This window comes from Acinetobacter sp. ANC 4648 (genome assembly GCF_002135345.1).
Taxonomy (GTDB): domain Bacteria; phylum Pseudomonadota; class Gammaproteobacteria; order Pseudomonadales; family Moraxellaceae; genus Acinetobacter.
This window is the reverse complement of sequence record NZ_NEGI01000002.1, coordinates 413,820-432,064: the sequence shown is the minus strand read 5'-3', so window position 1 is coordinate 432,064 and position 18,245 is coordinate 413,820. Positions and strand designations below refer to the sequence as shown.

Here is an 18,245-nt window from a genome sequence, read left to right as displayed (position 1 = left end):
GCATTATGATGATTTTGACTGATAAAAAGCCACGTGTGAATGTTGAAGGAATTTTGACTGCGGACGAAATTCATGAGATTCAACATCACGTTGCTCACTATCCGTATCCACGTGCAGCATCACTCGATGCTTTAAAGTGTGTACAACGCCGTAATGGTTGGGTTGATGATGCACAGATGAATGCAATTGCTCAGGTATTGACGATTAGTACTGCGGACTTAGAAGGTGTTGCCACATTCTATAACCGTATTTATCGCCAACCTGTAGGTCGTCATGTGATTTTATTATGTGACTCAATTGCTTGCTTCTTGATGGGTGCTGAAACTTTGGCAGAGGCTTTTCAACGTGAATTGGGTATCCAGTTTGGTCAAACGACAGCTGATGATCGTTTTACTTTGCTTCCAATTTGTTGTTTAGGGAATTGTGACAAAGGACCAACCTTGATGATTGATGGTGATACTCACGGTCTAGTTGAAGTGAGTTCAGTGAAACAGTTGTTGGAGAAGTATGTATGAATACTGAACCAAAACCAATTTATGGTGACGGTAATCCCGAAACCCATCCATTGACTTGGCGTTTAAGCAAGCAAGATGAAGTACGTAATGCAGATGATTACGAAGCTTTAGAAGGTTATGCTGGTTTTAAAAAAGCAATTGAGCTTAAACCTGCTGAAGTGCTTGATGTGATTAAAGCTGCGACGGTAAAAGGCCGTGGTGGTGCAGGCTTCCCAGCAGGAATTAAATGGTCGTTGATGGCACCGAATGATGGTGGTCCACGCTATTTAATTTGTAATGCCGATGAGATGGAACCAGGTACTTTTAAAGACCGTTTGTTGATGGAAAAACTTCCACATCAATTGATCGAAGGTATGTTGATTGCGGGTTATACCCTTGAAGCAACGCAAGGTTATATCTTCATTCGTGGTGAATATATTGAAGCTGCTCAGTACTTAAATGAAGCATTAGAGCAAATTCGTGCCAAAGGTTACTTGGGTGAAAACATCCTTGGAACAGGTTGGAACTTCGATATGCACGTGCATACTGGTGCGGGTCGTTATATTTGTGGTGAAGAAACCGCATTGATTAACTCGCTTGAAGGTCGCCGTGCTAATCCTCGTACTAAACCACCATTCCCGCAAGTTGCAGGGGCTTGGGGTCGTCCTACGATTGTGAATAACGTAGAAACTTTCAATAACTTACCTGCAATTATTTTGCGTGGGCCAGAATGGTATGTTGGTTTGTCTGCGGGTAAATCGAAAGATCCAGGTACAAAAATTTACGGTGCATCAGGTAAAGTAAAATTCCCAGGTTTATGGGAACTTCCTTTTGGTACGACTGCGCGTGAAGTGATTGAAGACCATGCGGGCGGTATGCGTGATGGCTTAACACTGAAAGCATGGTTACCAGGTGGGGCTTCAACTGACTTTTTGGCCGCGGAACACATTGATCTTCCGATGGATGCAGAAAGCATCATGAAAGCAGGTTCACGTTTAGGTACGTGCTTGTTGATGGTGGTGGATGAAACTCAGTGTATGGTTGCTGCAACACGTAACTTAGAAGAATTTTTTGCACGTGAGTCATGTGGTTTCTGTACACCATGCCGTGATGGTCTGCCTTGGGCTGTGAAAGCGCTAAAAGCAATTGAAACGGGTGAAGGTAAGATGGAGGATATCCAACATCTTCAAGAACTCACCAAAAAATTGTGGATTGGTAAGACTTTCTGTGCCCATGCACCGGGTGCGATGGAGCCATTGATGGGCGCACTCAAATATTTCCGTAGCGAATTTGAAGCAAAAGTGACGAATAGTCCGATTGCTCAAGCTAGCCACGTAGAACCAGCGTAAGGAATTCGACTATGGCTACAATTCATGTCGATGGTAAATCGTATGAAGTCAATGGCTCAGAAAACTTGTTACAAGCATGTTTGTCTTTGGGTATTGATATTCCATACTTTTGTTGGCATCCATCTTTAGGTTCAGTTGGTTCTTGCCGTCAATGTGCCGTTACTCAGTATGCAAATGCAGAAGATACGCGTGGGCGTTTGGTAATGTCATGTATGACACCAGCATCTGACAATACCTTCATCTCTATTGAAGATAAAGAAGCAACAGAGTTTCGTGCTTCGATTGTTGAGTTTTTGATGACCAATCACCCGCATGACTGTCCTGTCTGTGAAGAGGGTGGACATTGCCATCTTCAAGATATGACTGTAATGACTGGGCATGACCGTCGTCGTTACCGTTTTACCAAACGTACGCATTATAACCAAGAGTTAGGCTCATTCATTTCTCATGAAATGAACCGTTGTATTGCATGTTATCGTTGTGTTCGTTATTACAATGATTATGCAGGCGGTACCGATTTTGGTGTATATGGTAGTGCTTCACGTGTTTACTTTGGTCGTCCAGAATCAGGCACTTTAGAGTCTGAATTCTCAGGTAACTTAACTGAAGTCTGTCCAACAGGTGTATTTACCGATAAAACGCATTCTGAGCGTTATAACCGTAAATGGGACATGCAGTATGCGCCAAGCGTATGCCAAGGCTGTGCTTCGGGTTGTAACATTTCTCCAGGTGAACGTTATGGTGAAATTCGTCGTGTAGAAAACCGTTTCAATGGTGAAGTGAATCAATACTTCCTATGCGATAAAGGTCGTTTTGGTACAGGTTATGTGAACCGTGCAGATCGTCCACGTCAACCTCAGTTCCGTACCAATGGTACTGTGACGACTGTTTCTGTTGATCAAGCACTTGATCAAGTGATTACGAGTATCCAAGGCAAAAAAGTTTTGGGTATCGGTTCACCACGTGCCAGTTTGGAAAGTAACTTTGCACTACGTGAGTTAGTTGGTCCAGACAACTATTCAACAGGTATGTCTCAAAAAGAGCAAAACCTAGTTGAACTTGCATCTTCAATCATGCAAAGCCAAGGTATTTACACCCCAGGTATGCGTGAAATTGAAAGTTATGATGCAGTGTTGATCTTGGGTGAAGACTTAACCCAAACTGCACCACGTATGGCATTGTCTGTTCGTCAAGCTGCGAAAAATAAAGCCAAACAAATGGCTGCGGATCGTCGTACCCAAGAGTGGTTAGCTGAACCAGTTAAACGTATTGGTCAAGATGAAAATTCTCCAATTTACATTTTAGCTGCAACACAAACACGTTTAGCAGATATTGCTGAAGGTGAGGTGGTGGCATCTCCAAACGATATTGCACGTTTAGGTTTTGCGGTTGCTGCTGCTGTAACTGGTGATACTGTTAATGGTCTAGATGATGATGCAAAAGCATTTGCACAGACGATTGCAGACACTTTAAAAGCTGCGAAAAAGCCTTTGATTATTGCGGGCACTAGCTTGCAAGATGCTTCGATCATGGAAGCGGCTGCACAGTTAGTACAAAACTTAGGTGCTGATGCTGGCTTGTCTCTAGTTGTTCCTGAAGTGAACTCTATGGGCTTGGCATTGTTTGGCGGTTTAAGCTTAGAACAAGCATTTGCGCAAGATTATGAAGCTGTTGTGATTATTGAAAATGACTTATATCGTCGTTTGCCAACTGCTCAAGTTGATGCTGCACTTGCCAAAGCCAAAGAAGTGATTGTACTTGATCATTCTGAAACAGCGACTTTAGCAAAAGCTAGCATCGTTCTTTCAGCAGCAAGTTTTGCTGAAGGTGATGGTACTGTTGTGAGTCAGGAAGGGCGTGCACAACGTTTCTACCAAGTTTACGATCCAAGCTATTACAAACCAGAATATGCCATTAAAGAATCATGGCGTTGGTTGCATGCCATTGAAACAGGCGTGAAAGGCAAAGCGATTTCTTGGACATTATTGGATGATGTGATTGAGTCAGTCGTACGTAATGTACCTGCACTTGAAGCAATCCAAGATGTTGCGCCTGATGCGGGCTACCGTGTACATGGTTTAAAAATTGCACGTGAGCCACGTCGTTATTCGGGTCGTACCGTTATTCGTGCGCCATTAAACGTACATGAGCCGATGCAACCTGTCGATACTGACTCAGCATTAACGTTCTCTATGGAAGGTTATGTCGGTTCAGAGACTAAAGCTGCATTGGTACCATTTGCATGGGCACCGGGTTGGAACTCGCCACAATCTTGGAATAAATTCCAAGATAATGTTGGTGGTCATTTGAAAGGCGGTGATGCTGGTGTTCGTTTATTCGATCGTTTAGCGAAACTTCCTGCACGTAGCTATGTTGCACCCGCTGCAACTGTTGCCAATCCAGACAGTTTCCGTCTTGTACCAATGCATCATATTTTTGCATCGGGTGAATTCATGGCGAAAACGCCTGCGATGGAATCACGTATTCCGACTGCTGTATTTGCAGTGGGTGAACAGGATGCGACACGTTTGAATGTTCAAGATGGTCAGCAAATTACAGTGAAAGCAGGCGAGACAACAATTAGTCTTCCAGTTCAAGTGATTGACTATTTACCTACAGGTTATATCGGTTACCCAATTGGTCAGGCACCAACAGTTTCTTTGGCTGAACCTGTTTCTGTTGCGGTAGGAGTGTAATTATGAATGAATCTTTACGCGCTCTACCTACTTGGGCACAAGATTGGCCCGTTGCATACTCAGTGATTCAAGCGGTCGTTATCTTATTGGTGGTGGTGCTTTTAGCTGCATTAATGTCATTTGTTGAGCGTCGTTTACTGGCGTTATGGCAAGATCGTTACGGTCCAAACCGTGTCGGTCCTGGTGGTATGTTCCAGATCGTTGCCGACATGCTTAAAATCATGTTTAAAGAAGACTGGACACCAAAGTTTGCCGATAAGCTAACGTTCCGTTTAGCACCTGCAGTTGCAATGGCAACTGCTGTACTTTCATTTATGGTAATTCCTGTTAGCCCGACTATGGGTGTTGCCGATATGAGTATCGGCCTATTGTTCTTTATGGCAATGGCAGGGATTGCAGTGTATGCAGTGTTATTTGGTGGTTGGGCTTCAAACAATAAATATGCACTATTAGGCGGTCTACGTTCTGCTGCTCAGACCATTTCGTATGAAGTGTTCTTAGGTATTTCATTGATGGGTGTTGTTGCGATCGCAGGTTCTTTTAACTTGCGTGACATCGTAGAAGCTCAACGTGATGTGTGGTTTATTATTCCTCAATTCTTAGGCTTCCTTATTTTCGTGGTTGCGGGTGTTGCGGTGACGCATCGTCATCCATTTGACCAACCAGAAGCTGAACAAGAGTTGGCTGAAGGTTATCACGTTGAATACGGTGGTATGAAATGGGGAATGTTCTTCGTTGCAGAATATGTCAACGTAATCCTGATTTCTGCATTGATTGTGACGTTATTCTTCGGTGGCTGGTTAGCACCATTTAATTTAGAAATTCCATTTATACCGCCAGCATTCTGGTTCATTGCTAAAACAGCATTCTTTGTAATGATGTTTGTATTGGCGCGTGGTTCATTAATGCGTCCACGTTATGACCAAGTAATGAATTTTGGTTGGAAAATCTGTTTGCCACTAGCGTTAGTTAACCTTTTGGTGACTGGTGCTGTGATTCTTTTGAATCAAGCGGGCTAGGACAGCAGGGAGTTAAAAATGTATAAAATTCTAGCTGGATTTGGATCAATCGTACGGTCGTTGTGGATGGTATTCAGCCACGTGACACGTAAACGTGACACCATTTTATATCCTGAAGTACCTGCTGAGGACATCGTACCTCCACGTTATCGTGGTCGTATTGTATTAACTCGTGATCCGGATGGTGAAGAGCGTTGTGTGGCATGTAACCTCTGTGCGGTTGCTTGCCCAGTCGGCTGTATTTCTTTACAAAAAGCAGAGAAAGATGATGGTCGTTGGTATCCGGAATTTTTCCGTATCAACTTTTCACGCTGTATTTTCTGCGGTATGTGTGAAGAAGCATGTCCGACCACAGCAATCCAACTAACACCAGATTTTGAAATGGGTGAGTATGTTCGTCAAGACTTAGTCTACGAAAAAGAAAACTTATTGATTTCTGGTCCTGGTAAATATCCTGATTATAATTTCTACCGTGTCGCTGGTATGGCGATTAATGGTAAAGAAAAAGGTCAAGCACAAAAAGAAAGTGCACCAGTTGACGTACGGAGTTTATTACCATGATGTGGCCATTTTACTTGATGGCACTTGTGGCCATTATCTCTACGATTCGTGTGGTTACAAACACGAATCCAGTCCATGCATTACTGAGCTTGATTGTATCTTTGCTCGCGGTAGCCGGTATTTTCTTAACGATTGGTGCTCCATTTGCTGCAGCACTTGAAGTTATTGTTTATGCGGGTGCGATCATGGTGTTGTTCGTATTCGTAGTGATGATGCTGAACTTAGGTCAACATACGGTTGATCAGGAGCGTAAATGGCTTCGATCTGATGCATGGGCATTTCCTGCATTAATGAGTTTCTTACTTGGCTTGGTTCTTGTGTGGATGCTCGGTTCAGATTACACCACTACAACACATGTCTTAGGCAGTGAAATTGTGGGTCCTAAAGCTGTTGGTCAAGCACTCTTCACTCACTACCTATTATTGGTTGAAGTTGCTGCAATGTTATTGCTCGCAGCACTTGTTGCAGCATTCCATTTAGGCAAACGTGAACCAAGTGCAGAAGGGGATAAAGAATAATGGGCAACATTCCTTTAGAACATGGTCTGATCGTCGCATCTATCTTATTTGCACTTGGTTTTTACGGTGTAATGGTACGACGCAACCTTTTATTTATGTTGATGAGTCTTGAGGTGATGATGAATGCAGCAGCACTTGCATTTGTTGTTGCTGGTAGTGCATGGGTACAACCCGATGGTCAAATCATGTTTATTTTGATTTTGACCCTAGCTGCTGCCGAGGCGTGTATTGGTCTTGCGATCGTCCTTCAGTTTTATCATCGCTTCCATCATTTGGATGTGGATGCTGCGAGTGAGATGCGCGGATGAGTTATTTATATTTAACAATTTTATTTCCGCTGATTGGTTTCATCCTATTAGCGGCAGGGCGTAATAAACTTTCTGAAAATGTTGCGGCTATTATTGGTGCAGGTTCTGTCGGTTTATCAGCCTTATTTGCATTAATTGCCGGTATCGCATTTACCAACAGTGGTGAAACTGTTTATGTTCAGCATTTGTGGACATGGTTTAGTATTGCTGGTTTCGCACCTGGTGTAAGTTTACACCTTGATGGTTTATCACTGTTGATGATGGGTATGGTGACCGGTGTTGGTTTCCTCATTCATGTTTTTGCGACATGGTATATGCGTGGTGAAGAAGACTTCGCGCGCTTCTTCTCATATTTCAACCTATTCGTTGCGAGTATGTTGATTCTAGTCTTGGGTGATAACTTAGCGTTGTTATTCTTAGGTTGGGAAGGCGTAGGTCTTTGTTCTTACTTGTTGATTGGTTTTTACTATTCAACGCCAAGCAATGGTATTGCTGCTATTAAAGCATTTACAGTAACGCGTATTGGTGATGTATTTTTACTGATTGCATTATTCTTGCTTTTCCAGCAATTTGGTACTTTACACATTGGCACCATTGTAGAACACGCACCACAAGTATTGGCACTGGATCATAACTTGGCATTATGGACATCTTTAATGTTGTTCCTAGGTGCTGCGGGTAAATCTGCACAAATTCCATTACAAACTTGGTTGGCAGATGCAATGGCTGGTCCTACGCCAGTATCTGCATTGATCCATGCTGCAACAATGGTAACCGCAGGGGTATATCTGTGCTGCCGTATGTTCAGTGTGCTTGAAATGACACCTGAAGTAATGCAGTTTATTTCGATTACTGGTGCAATCACGTTATTGGTTGCAGGTTTTGCAGCATTGGTTCAAACCGATATTAAACGTATTTTGGCTTACTCAACCATGAGTCAGCTCGGTTATATGTTTATGGCTGTAGGTGCTGAAGCATATCAAGCTGGTTTGTTCCACATGTTGGCACATGCATTCTTTAAGGCATTATTATTCTTGTCTTCTGGTGCGGTGATCCTTGCTTACCATCACGAACAAAACATCTTCAAAATGGGTGGTTTGTTCTATAAAAACAAATTCTTATTTGCGTGCTTCGCCATTGGTGGTGGTGCACTTGCTGCTATTCCATTCTTAACCGTTGGCTTCTTCTCTAAAGATGCGATTCTGGGTGCAGTTTGGGTTCAAGGTCAAACCACAGCATTATATGGCTCATTGTATTGGGTGGGTGTTGCAGGTGCATTCTTAACGTCGATTTATACTTTCCGTCTGATTTGGGTGGTCTTCTTCGGCAAAGAAAATACGCCTTATCATGAAATTAAAGGTGCAACTTATTGGGCGCCATTGGGTATTTTAGCTGTTCTTTCAACAGGACTAGCTTACTTCCTTAAAGCACCAGTAATGAATGCTTTAAATGCAGCACACATTCCTGCATTTAATATTCCTGAAGCGTTAGAAAGTGGCATGCATGCAGCTGAATATACTGCTGTGGGTATTGCATTGGTTGGTTTAGCTGTTGCTGTGGTGTTATTTGCCTTTGCGTATAATGCGGTTAAATCATTTGCAGCAACCTCGTTTGGTGCTGGTCTGGTAAATATTTGCCGCAACGCCTTTGGCTTCGACTCACTGTATAACATCGTATTTGTTAAACCATACTTACTATTGGCGAAGATCTTTGGTCGTGATCCAATTGATGGTTTATGGCTTGTATTACCTGCGCTTGTGAAAGGCGGTAATAAGTTTACAAGTACCCGTCAAACTGGTTCATTACGTGAATATGCATCAAGTATGTCATTCGGTGTAGTGGTGTTACTGATGATCTTAATCGTGATTCAGGTCGTGGGGAAATAAGATGGAAATCACAAACAATTGGATTCTACCCGCACTGATTCTTGTACCGTTTCTTGCAGGTTTCACGTGTTGGTTGGTCGACAAATTTGATCAACATTTACCACGTTACATCGCGTTAGTGGGGATGCTCGTTACTTTGGGCTTAACCCTAGCATTATGGAGTCAAGGTGGTTTTAGCTATGAGTTGGGTGGAAAAGCACCAACTTGGGCTGCAGAATTTTATGTACCTTGGATCACTGCGCTAGGAATTAATATTCATTTGGCGATAGATGGTTTATCACTCCTTATGGTGGGTTTGACTGCATTACTGGGTGTACTTGCAGTTGGCTGTTCGTGGGGTGAGATTCAAAAGAATGTTGGCTTCTTCCACTTAAACCTACTTTGGTCTTTAGGTGGTGTGATTGGTGTATTCCTAGCAATTGATTTGTTCTTGTTCTTCTTCTTCTGGGAGATGATGCTGGTACCAATCTATTTCTTAATCGCACTTTGGGGTCATAAAGGCGCAGATGGTAAATCTCGTGTTTATGCAGCAACCAAATTCTTTATCTATACTCAAGTCGCTGGTTTAATCATGCTGATTGGTATTCTAGGCCTTGTGGTTTATGGATACATGATGACGGGTATGGTGGGCTTCGATTACAACTATTTACTGGCTGTGGCGAATACCCTTGATGCACAAGCACCACATATTGCTTATGCATTAATGCTCTGTATGTTTATTGGTTTTGCAGTAAAACTTCCAGTTTTCCCATTACATGGTTGGTTGCCGGATGCACATGCTCAAGCACCTACAGCAGGTTCTGTAGACTTAGCAGGGATCTTAATTAAAACTGCGGCGTATGGTTTATTACGTTTTGTAATTCCATTTTTCCCAGCAGCATCTGCCCAATTTGCTGATATTGCCATTATCTTAGGCTTAATTGGTATTTTCTACGGTGCTTGGTGTGCTTTCCAACAAACCGATATGAAACGCTTACTTGCGTATACATCAATTTCACACATGGGCTTTGTCTTACTGGCACTTTATGCGGGTAATATTCTGACATTCCAAGGCTTAATGATCATGATGTTGGCGCATGGTATTTCATCTGCAGCATTGTTCATTATGTGTGGTCAAGTGTATGAACGTTTACATACACGTGATTTACGTTTAATGGGCGGTATTCGTGGACAATTCCAATACCTACCATTCTTCCTGATGTTCTTTGTTGCTGCATTGGTCGGTATTCCTGGTTTAGGTAACTTTATTGGTGAATTCCTGATTTTGATGGGTTCATTTGGTAAATTCCCATTATTCACAATTTTGGCTGCAATCAGCTTAGTCTTTGCCGGAATTTATGGTTTGATTCTGATTCATAAAGCTTTATTTGGTACGCCAAATGAAGAACAGAAACAGCATTATACTAATCCGCTAAAAGATTTGAATGTACGTGAAACTGTGATTTTACTGATTTGTGCTTTTGCTTTGCTATGGTTAGGTGTTTATCCACAGACATTCTTGGATATTTCACATTCAAGTATGGCATGGTTAGCGCATAGCTCTATTCCCGTTCAAGAAGTTGTTGAAGCGGCTCAAAATGTCGTGTCACAACAAAATGTGGAGATCCAATAGTCATGAATTTTACCATGTCATTTTCGGATCTCATGCCTTTGGCACCTGTAATGATCGTAGCGTTGACTGCGGTTATTGTGATGATCTTAACGGCAATTAAACGTAATCATAATTTAATTGCAACAGCCTCAGTCGTGGGTTTAAACCTAGCGGTAATTGATATTTTATTCATGATGTTCGGTGGTGCGTATGCGCCGGCGAATGTGATGGGCATGTTTATGGTTGATCCATTTACATTGCTTTATCAATTAATCGCATTGGTTGCTGCACTTGCTTGCTGTACGCTTTCTCACGCTTATATTGAAAAATATCAAGATAACCGTGAAGAGCTGTATATCTTAATGTTGATCTCTGTAGCAGGGGCAATGTTAATGGTGACCAGTTCGCATTATGCATCGTTCTTTATCAGCTTAGAGTTAATGTCGATTCCAGTTTATGGTCTATTGGCATATACTCATCAGCGTTCAAAATCGTTGGAAGCAGGCATTAAGTACTTGGTACTTTCTGCAACAGCATCTGCAATGCTATTAATGGGTATGGCATATTTATATGCATATACGGGATCATTATCATTCTATGATTCCTTCCAAGCTTTGTTTGCTGCAATTCAGCAACCAATGGTGATCGTTGGTCTAGGATTAATCATCTTTGCGATTGGTTTTAAACTCTCATTGGCGCCATTCCATAAATGGACACCTGATGTGTATCAAGGTGCGCCGGCTCCGGTTGCAACCTTCCTTGCGACTGTTGCAAAAGTGGCAACCATTGGTTTAATGGTACGTTACGTTCTAAGCTCAGGTGCGATCTTAATCCCTTCAGTAGTTACGATTATTACTGTGATTGCTGTACTTTCGATTTTGGTCGGTAACCTGCTTGCTGTACGTCAAGTGAACTTGAAACGTATTTTAGGTTATTCATCGATTGCTCACTTCGGTTACTTGTTGATTGCTTTAGTTAGCATGACTTATGCAAGCTTAGGTAGCGTGAGTGTTTATGTAGTGACGTATACATTGACCACCATTGGTGCTTTTGGTGCTGTTGCGTTAATGTCAAGTCCATATAACAACGTCGATGAAGCGGAATCACTTGCTGACTATCGCGGTCTATTTTGGCGCCGTCCAATTTTAACAGCGACATTAACTGTGATGATGTTGTCGCTTGCAGGTATTCCATTAACTGCTGGTTTCATTGGTAAATTCATGGTGGTCCTAGCGGCCGTGACTACTGAACATTGGTTCTTAGCAGCAATGATCGTGGTTGGTAGTGGTATTGGTTTGTATTACTACTTACGCGTGATGATTGTCATGTATATGACACCACCAGATGTTCCACGTATTGATGCAGCTGATCATTGGGGACAAAAAGTAGGTGGTATTATGGTGCTCGGTGCTGCCTTATTGGTACTTTTGATTGGTGTTTATCCCGATCCAATTATCAATTTGGCATTAAAGTCTGAAATTTTGTCACCACTTCATTTGTTAATGAGCCAACAGCACTAATCTATAAAAACGATTATAAGTAACAAAAAAGCCCTCATTGATTGAGGGCTTTTCTGATTTATTATCTGAAAACATTTATAATACTAAAAAGTTACTTTTATATTTTAGGTGTTCTCCCATGCCGATTCAAGAAATTCGCCATCCACTCATTCGACATAAACTTGGCTTATTGCGTCGCTCAGATATTAGTACGAAAAATTTCCGTGAGCTTGCTCAAGAAGTCACGATGCTGTTGACTTATGAAGCGACTAAAGATTTACCAATGTGTGATCATGAAGTGGATGGTTGGTCTGGCAAAGCAGTGACCCAACGTATTGCTGGCAAAAAAATTACTGTTGTACCTATTTTACGTGCAGGAATTGGTATGTTAGAAGGTTTTCTAAATCTGATTCCGAGTGCCAAAGTATCCGTGCTTGGTTTGGAACGTGATGAAGAAACGTTAGAAGCACGAACTTACTATAAAAAATTAGTTCCAGATGTACAAAACCGTATTGCCATGATTATTGATCCAATGTTGGCGACAGGAAGTTCTTTGGTTGCTGCGATTGATGTGTTGAAGGCAAGTGGATGCAAAGATATACGTGTAATGGTTCTAGTTGCAGCACCTGAAGGAATCAAGCGCGTTGAAACTGCGCATCCAGATGTGACAATTTTCACGGCATCGGTTGACCAAGGCTTAAATGAACAAGGTTATATTGTTCCGGGGTTAGGGGATGCTGGCGATAAAATTTTTGGTTCTGTACAAAAAGATTAATTTTTGAATTTGATCGGAAAGGAGGCTTTATAGCCTCTTTTTCAATATACTGATGATAGCGTTTACAAAGTAGAGTAAAGTTAATGAAGTTAGAATTTCAATACGGAAAAGTAATGAAATACAATCCTGAAAAGGGATTTGGTTTTATTTCAATGGCGGGTGAAGATATATTTTTCCACATTTCAGATTTTCTGGCAGCAATTGAAGTTGAGCCAAAGAGAAATGAAAAAGTAAAATTTGTCATTGAAGAGAATGGCGATAAACTGAAAGCAACACGTATTGAGCGTGTAGATCCTAATCCTGCGAAAACCAAGCAAAAAAAAATCCTTGAACACAATGAGTCGATTACAACTGATTTGTTATCCAAATTTTTACGCTGATTACATTACTCGCCATGGTTGCATTGTTAAGCATAGGATATTTCAAAGTTCAATATGATTAGTCATAAAGTACGTGAAGACTCAATTATGGATTTAGCCGCAATAAATTGTTGTTGAACAGTGGTGAATAGCCCAAAGATTTTTTTTAAGATGTATTCGATGTACACTGAATAAAACCGTCCAAATACTCAAATGGATGGAAATGGTGATGGAATTCTATGTACAGTTCAATTTTGTTGAGACCGAATAAAAAAAGTGCCAATTAGGCGCTTTTTTTATGGAGAAGATGTCTTGTACTAAATTAAGTTGATACTTTTTAAGTGATCTATTCTGAAAGAAGATTAAAGTCAGCATAGATCACAGAATATTTTATACAACAATCTGGTTAAAAATATAAAAAGCCAATTAATGAAATTTTAGAGAGAGAATAATTAAGATTTATCATATTAAGCACTGTTTTGGTTCGATTTAATATAGGGGGGAATTGTAGGATTTATTCTTTCATATCAGTATATAGCATCAGTGATGCTAGTGATAACCGCTTTGCTAGTGGTCAAAAAGATTAAAATTGATTATGATTTAGAGGAGGTTTTGAGCCTCCTTTTTTATGTTTAAGTATAATCTTTTATTTTTGGGAATGAGATTTAAAATGTTTAAAAAAGGGGTAGTCAAGATTTATGACTCACAGCATAAATCTGGGATTATTACGTTGACTAAACCAAAAAGTGATTTAGTTTTCGTACTTGATGATTTTCCAAACAACACGCTTGAACCAAAAGAGGGTGAGCGTATTAAATGCATTACGGTCGATGATCATGGCAAAATTAGAGCAAAATGTATTGTACGTTTAGATTATAAAAATGCAAAAGAAGAAACAAAAAATATCAGAATGAGCATTCAGCAAAGACTACTTTTGATATCGGAAAATGCATCACAGCACACTCATGAATCAAATCATTTAGAACAAATTAATATTGAAAAAAAATTGCTTGGAACAAATTCTTACGATGAAATAAAACCATCTGTGGAATCTGTGGAATCTGTGGAATCTGTGGAATCTGTGGAATCTGTGGAATCTGTGGAATCTGTGGAATCTGTGGAATCTGTGGAATCTGTGGAATCTGTGGAATCTGTGGAATCTGTGGAATCTGTGGAATCTGTGGAATCTGTGGAATCTGTGGAATCTGTGGAATCTGTGGAATCTGTGGAATCTGTGGAATCTGTGGAATCTGTGGAATCTGTGGAATCTGTGGAATCTGTGGAATCTGTGGAATCTGTGGAATCTGTGGAATCTGTGGAATCTGTGGAATCTGTGGAATCTGTGGAATCTGTGGAATCTGTGGAATCTCATAACATTCAAGTGAATATGGTGAGCCAAACAGTCGGTCAATCACAATCAGGATGGCAAAAACTAAAAGTAAAATTCTTTTATCAACCACGTAAAAAAATGGTGATTAAGAAAACCCAAGAAAAAAGAGAATTTAATTATCGGTATTTACTGGGTGGCGTTGTGCTCTTATGTATTGTTAATTCTGCTATTTATGCCAATAGCCAATATAAAAAATATAAACAAGATCAGGAAGCAAAGGCGAAAATATATATTGAAGAACAAAAGCAAAAAAATATAGAGCAACGTAGAGCAGCAAGGTAGTATTTTATTATCTAAATCATTGGATTTAATATTTATCCTATTATCGATTAAAACCATTTTTATAAAAAAAGATGGGCAGGGGTTTTAAATGTATAACTTTGGCAGTGTTAAAAAATATCAATCTGAAAAAGGATTTGGTTTTATTACACATCAAGATTCAGGCGATGATATTTTTTTTCATATTTCTGATTTTCCGAAACATGGTGGTGAGCCAAGAATCAATGAATCATTAAAGTTTTTAATTGTTGAGGACAATGGAAAATTTAAAGCCAGCCAGATCGTTCGTATAGAAATCTCTCCCCCAGAGCCGCTGAAGTCGCATAAAATTAAAAAATCACAGCAACTGAATAATAGAAATGCTTCTAGTTATTCTAAGTTACGCTATGCAATTTTATTATTATCTTTAATTGCATTTATGATTGCCTTGAGTTTTGCTTGGAATCAGTATCAACAATATAAAATAGAACAACAGATTAAAGTTCAAACTTTGATGCAACAGCAACAAGATATAATTGTAGAGCAAAGGAAAGCGGTGGGAGAGCTTAAATCAATTCCATTTTCTGAAAAATCCAAGCGCGCATTGGATACAACTAGAGCTGCACCTATCCACACCACAACAGCAATGAATATTGATACATCAGATGGTAGTGTGAACAAGAAGAATGTGGCTCAAGCTGAGTTTAGCTGTGATGGTAGACAGCATTGCGGTCAAATGCATTCCTATGAAGAAGCTTTATTTTTTATTCGTAATTGTCCAAATACCAAAATGGATGGGAATCAGGATGGTATTCCCTGTGAAAAACAATTTGGACGATAATCTGTATTAATCAATAAAAATAAAGCTCCAAATGGAGCTTTTTATTTTAAATGGGGCGATCACAAAACTTCATGAAGGCTTTTAGTCCTGGCCCTTGGTATTTTTGTCGATGTGCGAGCATGAACAATGGACGCGTCAATTGCCAGAAAGGTGTATCCAGAATGACCAATTGACCCTTTTCTTGCAAAGGTGAAATTGCGAGTTTAGAAATACAGGACATACCTAGTCCACCTGCAACGATTTTTAAAATCGCTTCGTTATGCCCTAAAGTGAGGCGAATATTGGCATCTGGTAAATCTTTTAAGATTGCATTATCAAATACTTCACGTGTACCTGAACCTTCTTCGCGTAAAACCCACTCGACATGATAAAAATCATGTGCGGTTAATGGTCGGTTAAACTGAGCTAAAGGATGGTCTGGTGCGCAACATACCGCGAGTTCATCATCACGCCAATGGATACATTGTAATTGTGGTAAATGACAAGATCCTTCGATTAAAGCTAAATCCAATTGGAATTGATTGACGGCCTCAATCATTTGACGGGTATTCCCGACCTGCAGTTGTAAATAGGCTTGTGGTTGAATTTTTAAAAAATCAGCCATCAAGTCGGGCATTAAATAATCACTAATGGTAAGCGTTGCACCAATGCGTAAATCTATACTTTGTAATTCACCTTTGGCAGCTTGTTCGAAAGCATCACAACGACCTAATATTTCCAATGCTTGTGGCAAAAGAAAACGTCCCAGATCATTCAATTGTAGGCGTTTGCCTAAACGGTCAAATAACGGTGCCCCAAGACCATCTTCTAAGTCTGCCAAAGCCATACTTGCAGCACTTTGGGTCAGTCGAACGGCATCACTTGCTTTAGTAACGGTTCCTTCTTGAGCAACGGCTACAAAAACAGCCAGCTGGCGTAAAGTCATGCGCATGAATATAGCCTTAACATTTAAAAAATATTAATAAATTATGCGGTCATGCTACCATGAGGAGTATCTTTCATGCCACGTAGAAATCATGTCAATTGAAAAATTTAGCGTAGAAAAGGTTTTATCTGTACAGCGTTGGACCAATACTTTATTTAGTTTTACCATGACGCGGCCTGCACATTTTAAGTTCACAGCAGGGCAGTTTGCACGTATTGGACTAAAAGTCGGAGATGAGTTAGTCGTGCGGGCATATTCAGTGGTGTCATCACCTTTTGATGAAACCCTAGAATTTTTTTCGATTGTTGTACCTGATGGAGCCTTTACCTCTAACTTACAACATTTAGAAGTGGGTGATGCACTTTATCTTGAAAAAACAGCGTATGGTTTTTTAACTTTGGCACGTTATCAGTTACCTTTACCACACGATTTATGGTTATTGGCAACTGGAACAGGGTTGGCTCCTTTTATTTCGATGCTACAAGATTTTGATACGTGGTCTAAATATAAAAATATTAATCTGATTTATAGTGTTCGTACTGCATCAGAATTGGCTTATCTGGAACGTATTCAAGAAATTGCAGACAGCTTTGGGGAGGGTCATAGTGGCTTTAAATTTGTCCCAATTATTACTCGAGATCCTTTAGCGGCCTTACATGATCGTTTACCTATTTTGATTGAAAATGGCGAGTTAGAAAAAGCAGTTGGTCTGGAATTTAATCCTGAAACGACACATGTCATGCTGTGTGGTAATCCGCAAATGGTCGATGATACCAAAGATGCATTAAAAGCCCGTGGTTTAACCATGAATCGTCGTGGTGAAGGAAATATTGCGGTTGAGAACTATTGGTAAAGATATGGGTTTAAGCATAAACTCTATACTAAATCCCGCTTTGGCCGAAGCGGGATTTTTATGTCTTGCTATTTTTAGTGAACAAACATATCCATAAATTCACGCAATTCTTGAATGGCTGTTTCAGTATCTGTCGTTAACCACGTAGGTTCAAAAATACCAATATAATGGTCTAAACGATCTGCAGGTACGACTAATCGTATTGGACAGTCTTCCTCAAGTAAACGCCAAGGAACAATTGGAACTTCATTATCTAAAAAAGCAGAGATATTACGAATATCAATGATCATGGCATTAACGCAATCGGGAAAAGGCATAACTGAAAACTCTTCAGTTCGGCGTCGAAAATATTCTAAATCCCCCCATTTGAGTATCAAACTGGGTTTGCTAAATTCAATAACCCCGATCAAGTGTTCATCACGAGTGGTATGTAAAAAACATTGATGTGTGACATCAGTCTCCAGTTCTAAAGAAGCACTTTGCCGCAAGTAAGCCATATCTATAATAGCCGAAAAATTGGGTCAATATTATAGCGCATTTATCAAGCATTCTTGTGGAATATAAAAAATATACTCTCAACTAAAATAAATTACACACTGTAACTGAATAGCTTGGTAGTATGAAATTTCACCAATAATAAGATAGGGAGGGTGAAATTATGCAACATGATTTCAATAAACCATCTCATGTAACAACGCCAGAAGAAGTGAAACAAAAGAAACGCTTGCCTGTCTACATGCTTATTCTAGTCGGTCTTTTTTTCATTGCATTACTGGTTTACATGCTAGCGGATTGGAAGTAATACGCAATCTATACCCCATAACAAACTGGATATAAAGATGCATTTAGAATGGTCTATTAGGTATAAGTCTACGCTTTGTTGAATCATTATTCTGAATAGGTTGAATCATTATTCTGAATAG

General features: G+C 40.2%; 17 protein-coding genes. 15 read left to right on the top strand and 2 right to left on the bottom strand.

All coding sequences use genetic code 11. From position 1 onward, the window contains the following. The first annotated feature begins 5 nt into the window (after window positions 1-5). The 14 genes from nuoE to B9T27_RS05040 all read left to right on the top strand — a co-directional run bounded on the left by nuoE (window position 6) and on the right by B9T27_RS05040 (window position 15,544). Window positions 6-515 (top strand): NADH-quinone oxidoreductase subunit NuoE, encoded by a 510-nt coding sequence (gene nuoE / locus B9T27_RS05105; protein WP_086205755.1) that lies wholly within the window; start codon window positions 6-8, stop codon window positions 513-515. Further along, the gene (nuoF, locus tag B9T27_RS05100; protein ID WP_086205754.1) at window positions 512-1,843 is read left to right on the top strand and encodes an NADH-quinone oxidoreductase subunit NuoF; all 1,332 of its coding nucleotides are present in this window, start codon (window positions 512-514) and stop codon (window positions 1,841-1,843) included. Before nuoE ends, nuoF begins: the two co-directional genes overlap by 4 nt. Before the next feature lie 11 nt (window positions 1,844-1,854). Then, the gene (gene nuoG, locus B9T27_RS05095; protein WP_086205753.1) at window positions 1,855-4,539 is read left to right on the top strand and encodes an NADH-quinone oxidoreductase subunit NuoG; all 2,685 of its coding nucleotides are present in this window, start codon (window positions 1,855-1,857) and stop codon (window positions 4,537-4,539) included. A 2-nt stretch (window positions 4,540-4,541) separates the two neighbouring features. After that, window positions 4,542-5,558 carry an NADH-quinone oxidoreductase subunit NuoH gene (nuoH, locus tag B9T27_RS05090; protein ID WP_086204157.1) on the top strand — a complete coding sequence of 339 codons (1,017 nt, stop codon included), beginning with the start codon at window positions 4,542-4,544 and terminating at the stop codon, window positions 5,556-5,558. Window positions 5,559-5,576: 18 nt separating this feature from the next. Continuing rightward, window positions 5,577-6,119 (top strand): NADH-quinone oxidoreductase subunit NuoI, encoded by a 543-nt coding sequence (gene nuoI / locus B9T27_RS05085; protein WP_086205752.1) that lies wholly within the window; start codon window positions 5,577-5,579, stop codon window positions 6,117-6,119. Continuing rightward, window positions 6,119-6,637, top strand: coding sequence for an NADH-quinone oxidoreductase subunit J (nuoJ, locus tag B9T27_RS05080; protein ID WP_171263343.1), 519 nt, complete (start codon window positions 6,119-6,121; stop codon window positions 6,635-6,637). Before nuoI ends, nuoJ begins: the two co-directional genes overlap by 1 nt. Further along, on the top strand, window positions 6,637-6,945 hold the full coding sequence (gene nuoK / locus B9T27_RS05075) for an NADH-quinone oxidoreductase subunit NuoK (protein WP_086204160.1): 309 nt from the start codon (window positions 6,637-6,639) through the stop codon (window positions 6,943-6,945). Before nuoJ ends, nuoK begins: the two co-directional genes overlap by 1 nt. Then, the gene (nuoL, locus tag B9T27_RS05070) at window positions 6,942-8,831 is read left to right on the top strand and encodes an NADH-quinone oxidoreductase subunit L (protein ID WP_086205750.1); all 1,890 of its coding nucleotides are present in this window, start codon (window positions 6,942-6,944) and stop codon (window positions 8,829-8,831) included. Before nuoK ends, nuoL begins: the two co-directional genes overlap by 4 nt. Before the next feature lie 7 nt (window positions 8,832-8,838). Beyond that, window positions 8,839-10,443 (top strand): NADH-quinone oxidoreductase subunit M, encoded by a 1,605-nt coding sequence (gene nuoM / locus B9T27_RS05065; RefSeq protein ID WP_171263342.1) that lies wholly within the window; start codon window positions 8,839-8,841, stop codon window positions 10,441-10,443. Window positions 10,444-10,445: 2 nt separating this feature from the next. Next, window positions 10,446-11,942: an NADH-quinone oxidoreductase subunit NuoN gene (nuoN, locus tag B9T27_RS05060; RefSeq protein ID WP_086205748.1), complete on the top strand. Its 1,497-nt coding sequence runs from the start codon at window positions 10,446-10,448 to the stop codon at window positions 11,940-11,942. Window positions 11,943-12,060: 118 nt separating this feature from the next. Further along, window positions 12,061-12,696: a uracil phosphoribosyltransferase gene (upp, locus tag B9T27_RS05055; RefSeq protein ID WP_086205747.1), complete on the top strand. Its 636-nt coding sequence runs from the start codon at window positions 12,061-12,063 to the stop codon at window positions 12,694-12,696. A gap of 83 nt (window positions 12,697-12,779) precedes the next feature. Further along, a complete protein-coding gene (locus tag B9T27_RS05050; protein WP_086205746.1) occupies window positions 12,780-13,076 on the top strand; it encodes a cold shock domain-containing protein in 297 nt (98 codons plus the stop codon). Window positions 13,077-13,785: 709 nt separating this feature from the next. Beyond that, the gene (locus B9T27_RS05045) at window positions 13,786-14,727 is read left to right on the top strand and encodes a hypothetical protein (protein ID WP_143222565.1); all 942 of its coding nucleotides are present in this window, start codon (window positions 13,786-13,788) and stop codon (window positions 14,725-14,727) included. 88 nt (window positions 14,728-14,815) lie between these two features. Then, window positions 14,816-15,544 carry a cold shock domain-containing protein gene (locus B9T27_RS05040; RefSeq protein ID WP_086205744.1) on the top strand — a complete coding sequence of 243 codons (729 nt, stop codon included), beginning with the start codon at window positions 14,816-14,818 and terminating at the stop codon, window positions 15,542-15,544. Between the two features lie 46 nt (window positions 15,545-15,590). Here B9T27_RS05040 and gigC read toward each other — a convergent pair whose 3' ends face one another. Beyond that, on the bottom strand, window positions 15,591-16,475 hold the full coding sequence (gene gigC, locus B9T27_RS05035) for a LysR family transcriptional regulator GigC (protein WP_086205743.1): 885 nt from the start codon (window positions 16,473-16,475) through the stop codon (window positions 15,591-15,593). An 85-nt stretch (window positions 16,476-16,560) separates the two neighbouring features. Between gigC and B9T27_RS05030 the strand changes: the two genes are divergently transcribed. After that, complete coding sequence (locus B9T27_RS05030) at window positions 16,561-17,322, top strand: ferredoxin--NADP reductase (protein ID WP_086205742.1); 762 nt, start codon at window positions 16,561-16,563, stop codon at window positions 17,320-17,322. Between the two features lie 74 nt (window positions 17,323-17,396). Here the strand turns inward: B9T27_RS05030 and B9T27_RS05025 are convergent, their stop codons facing one another. Next, window positions 17,397-17,819, bottom strand: coding sequence for a hypothetical protein (locus B9T27_RS05025; protein WP_086205741.1), 423 nt, complete (start codon window positions 17,817-17,819; stop codon window positions 17,397-17,399). Window positions 17,820-18,245 lie beyond the last annotated feature (426 nt).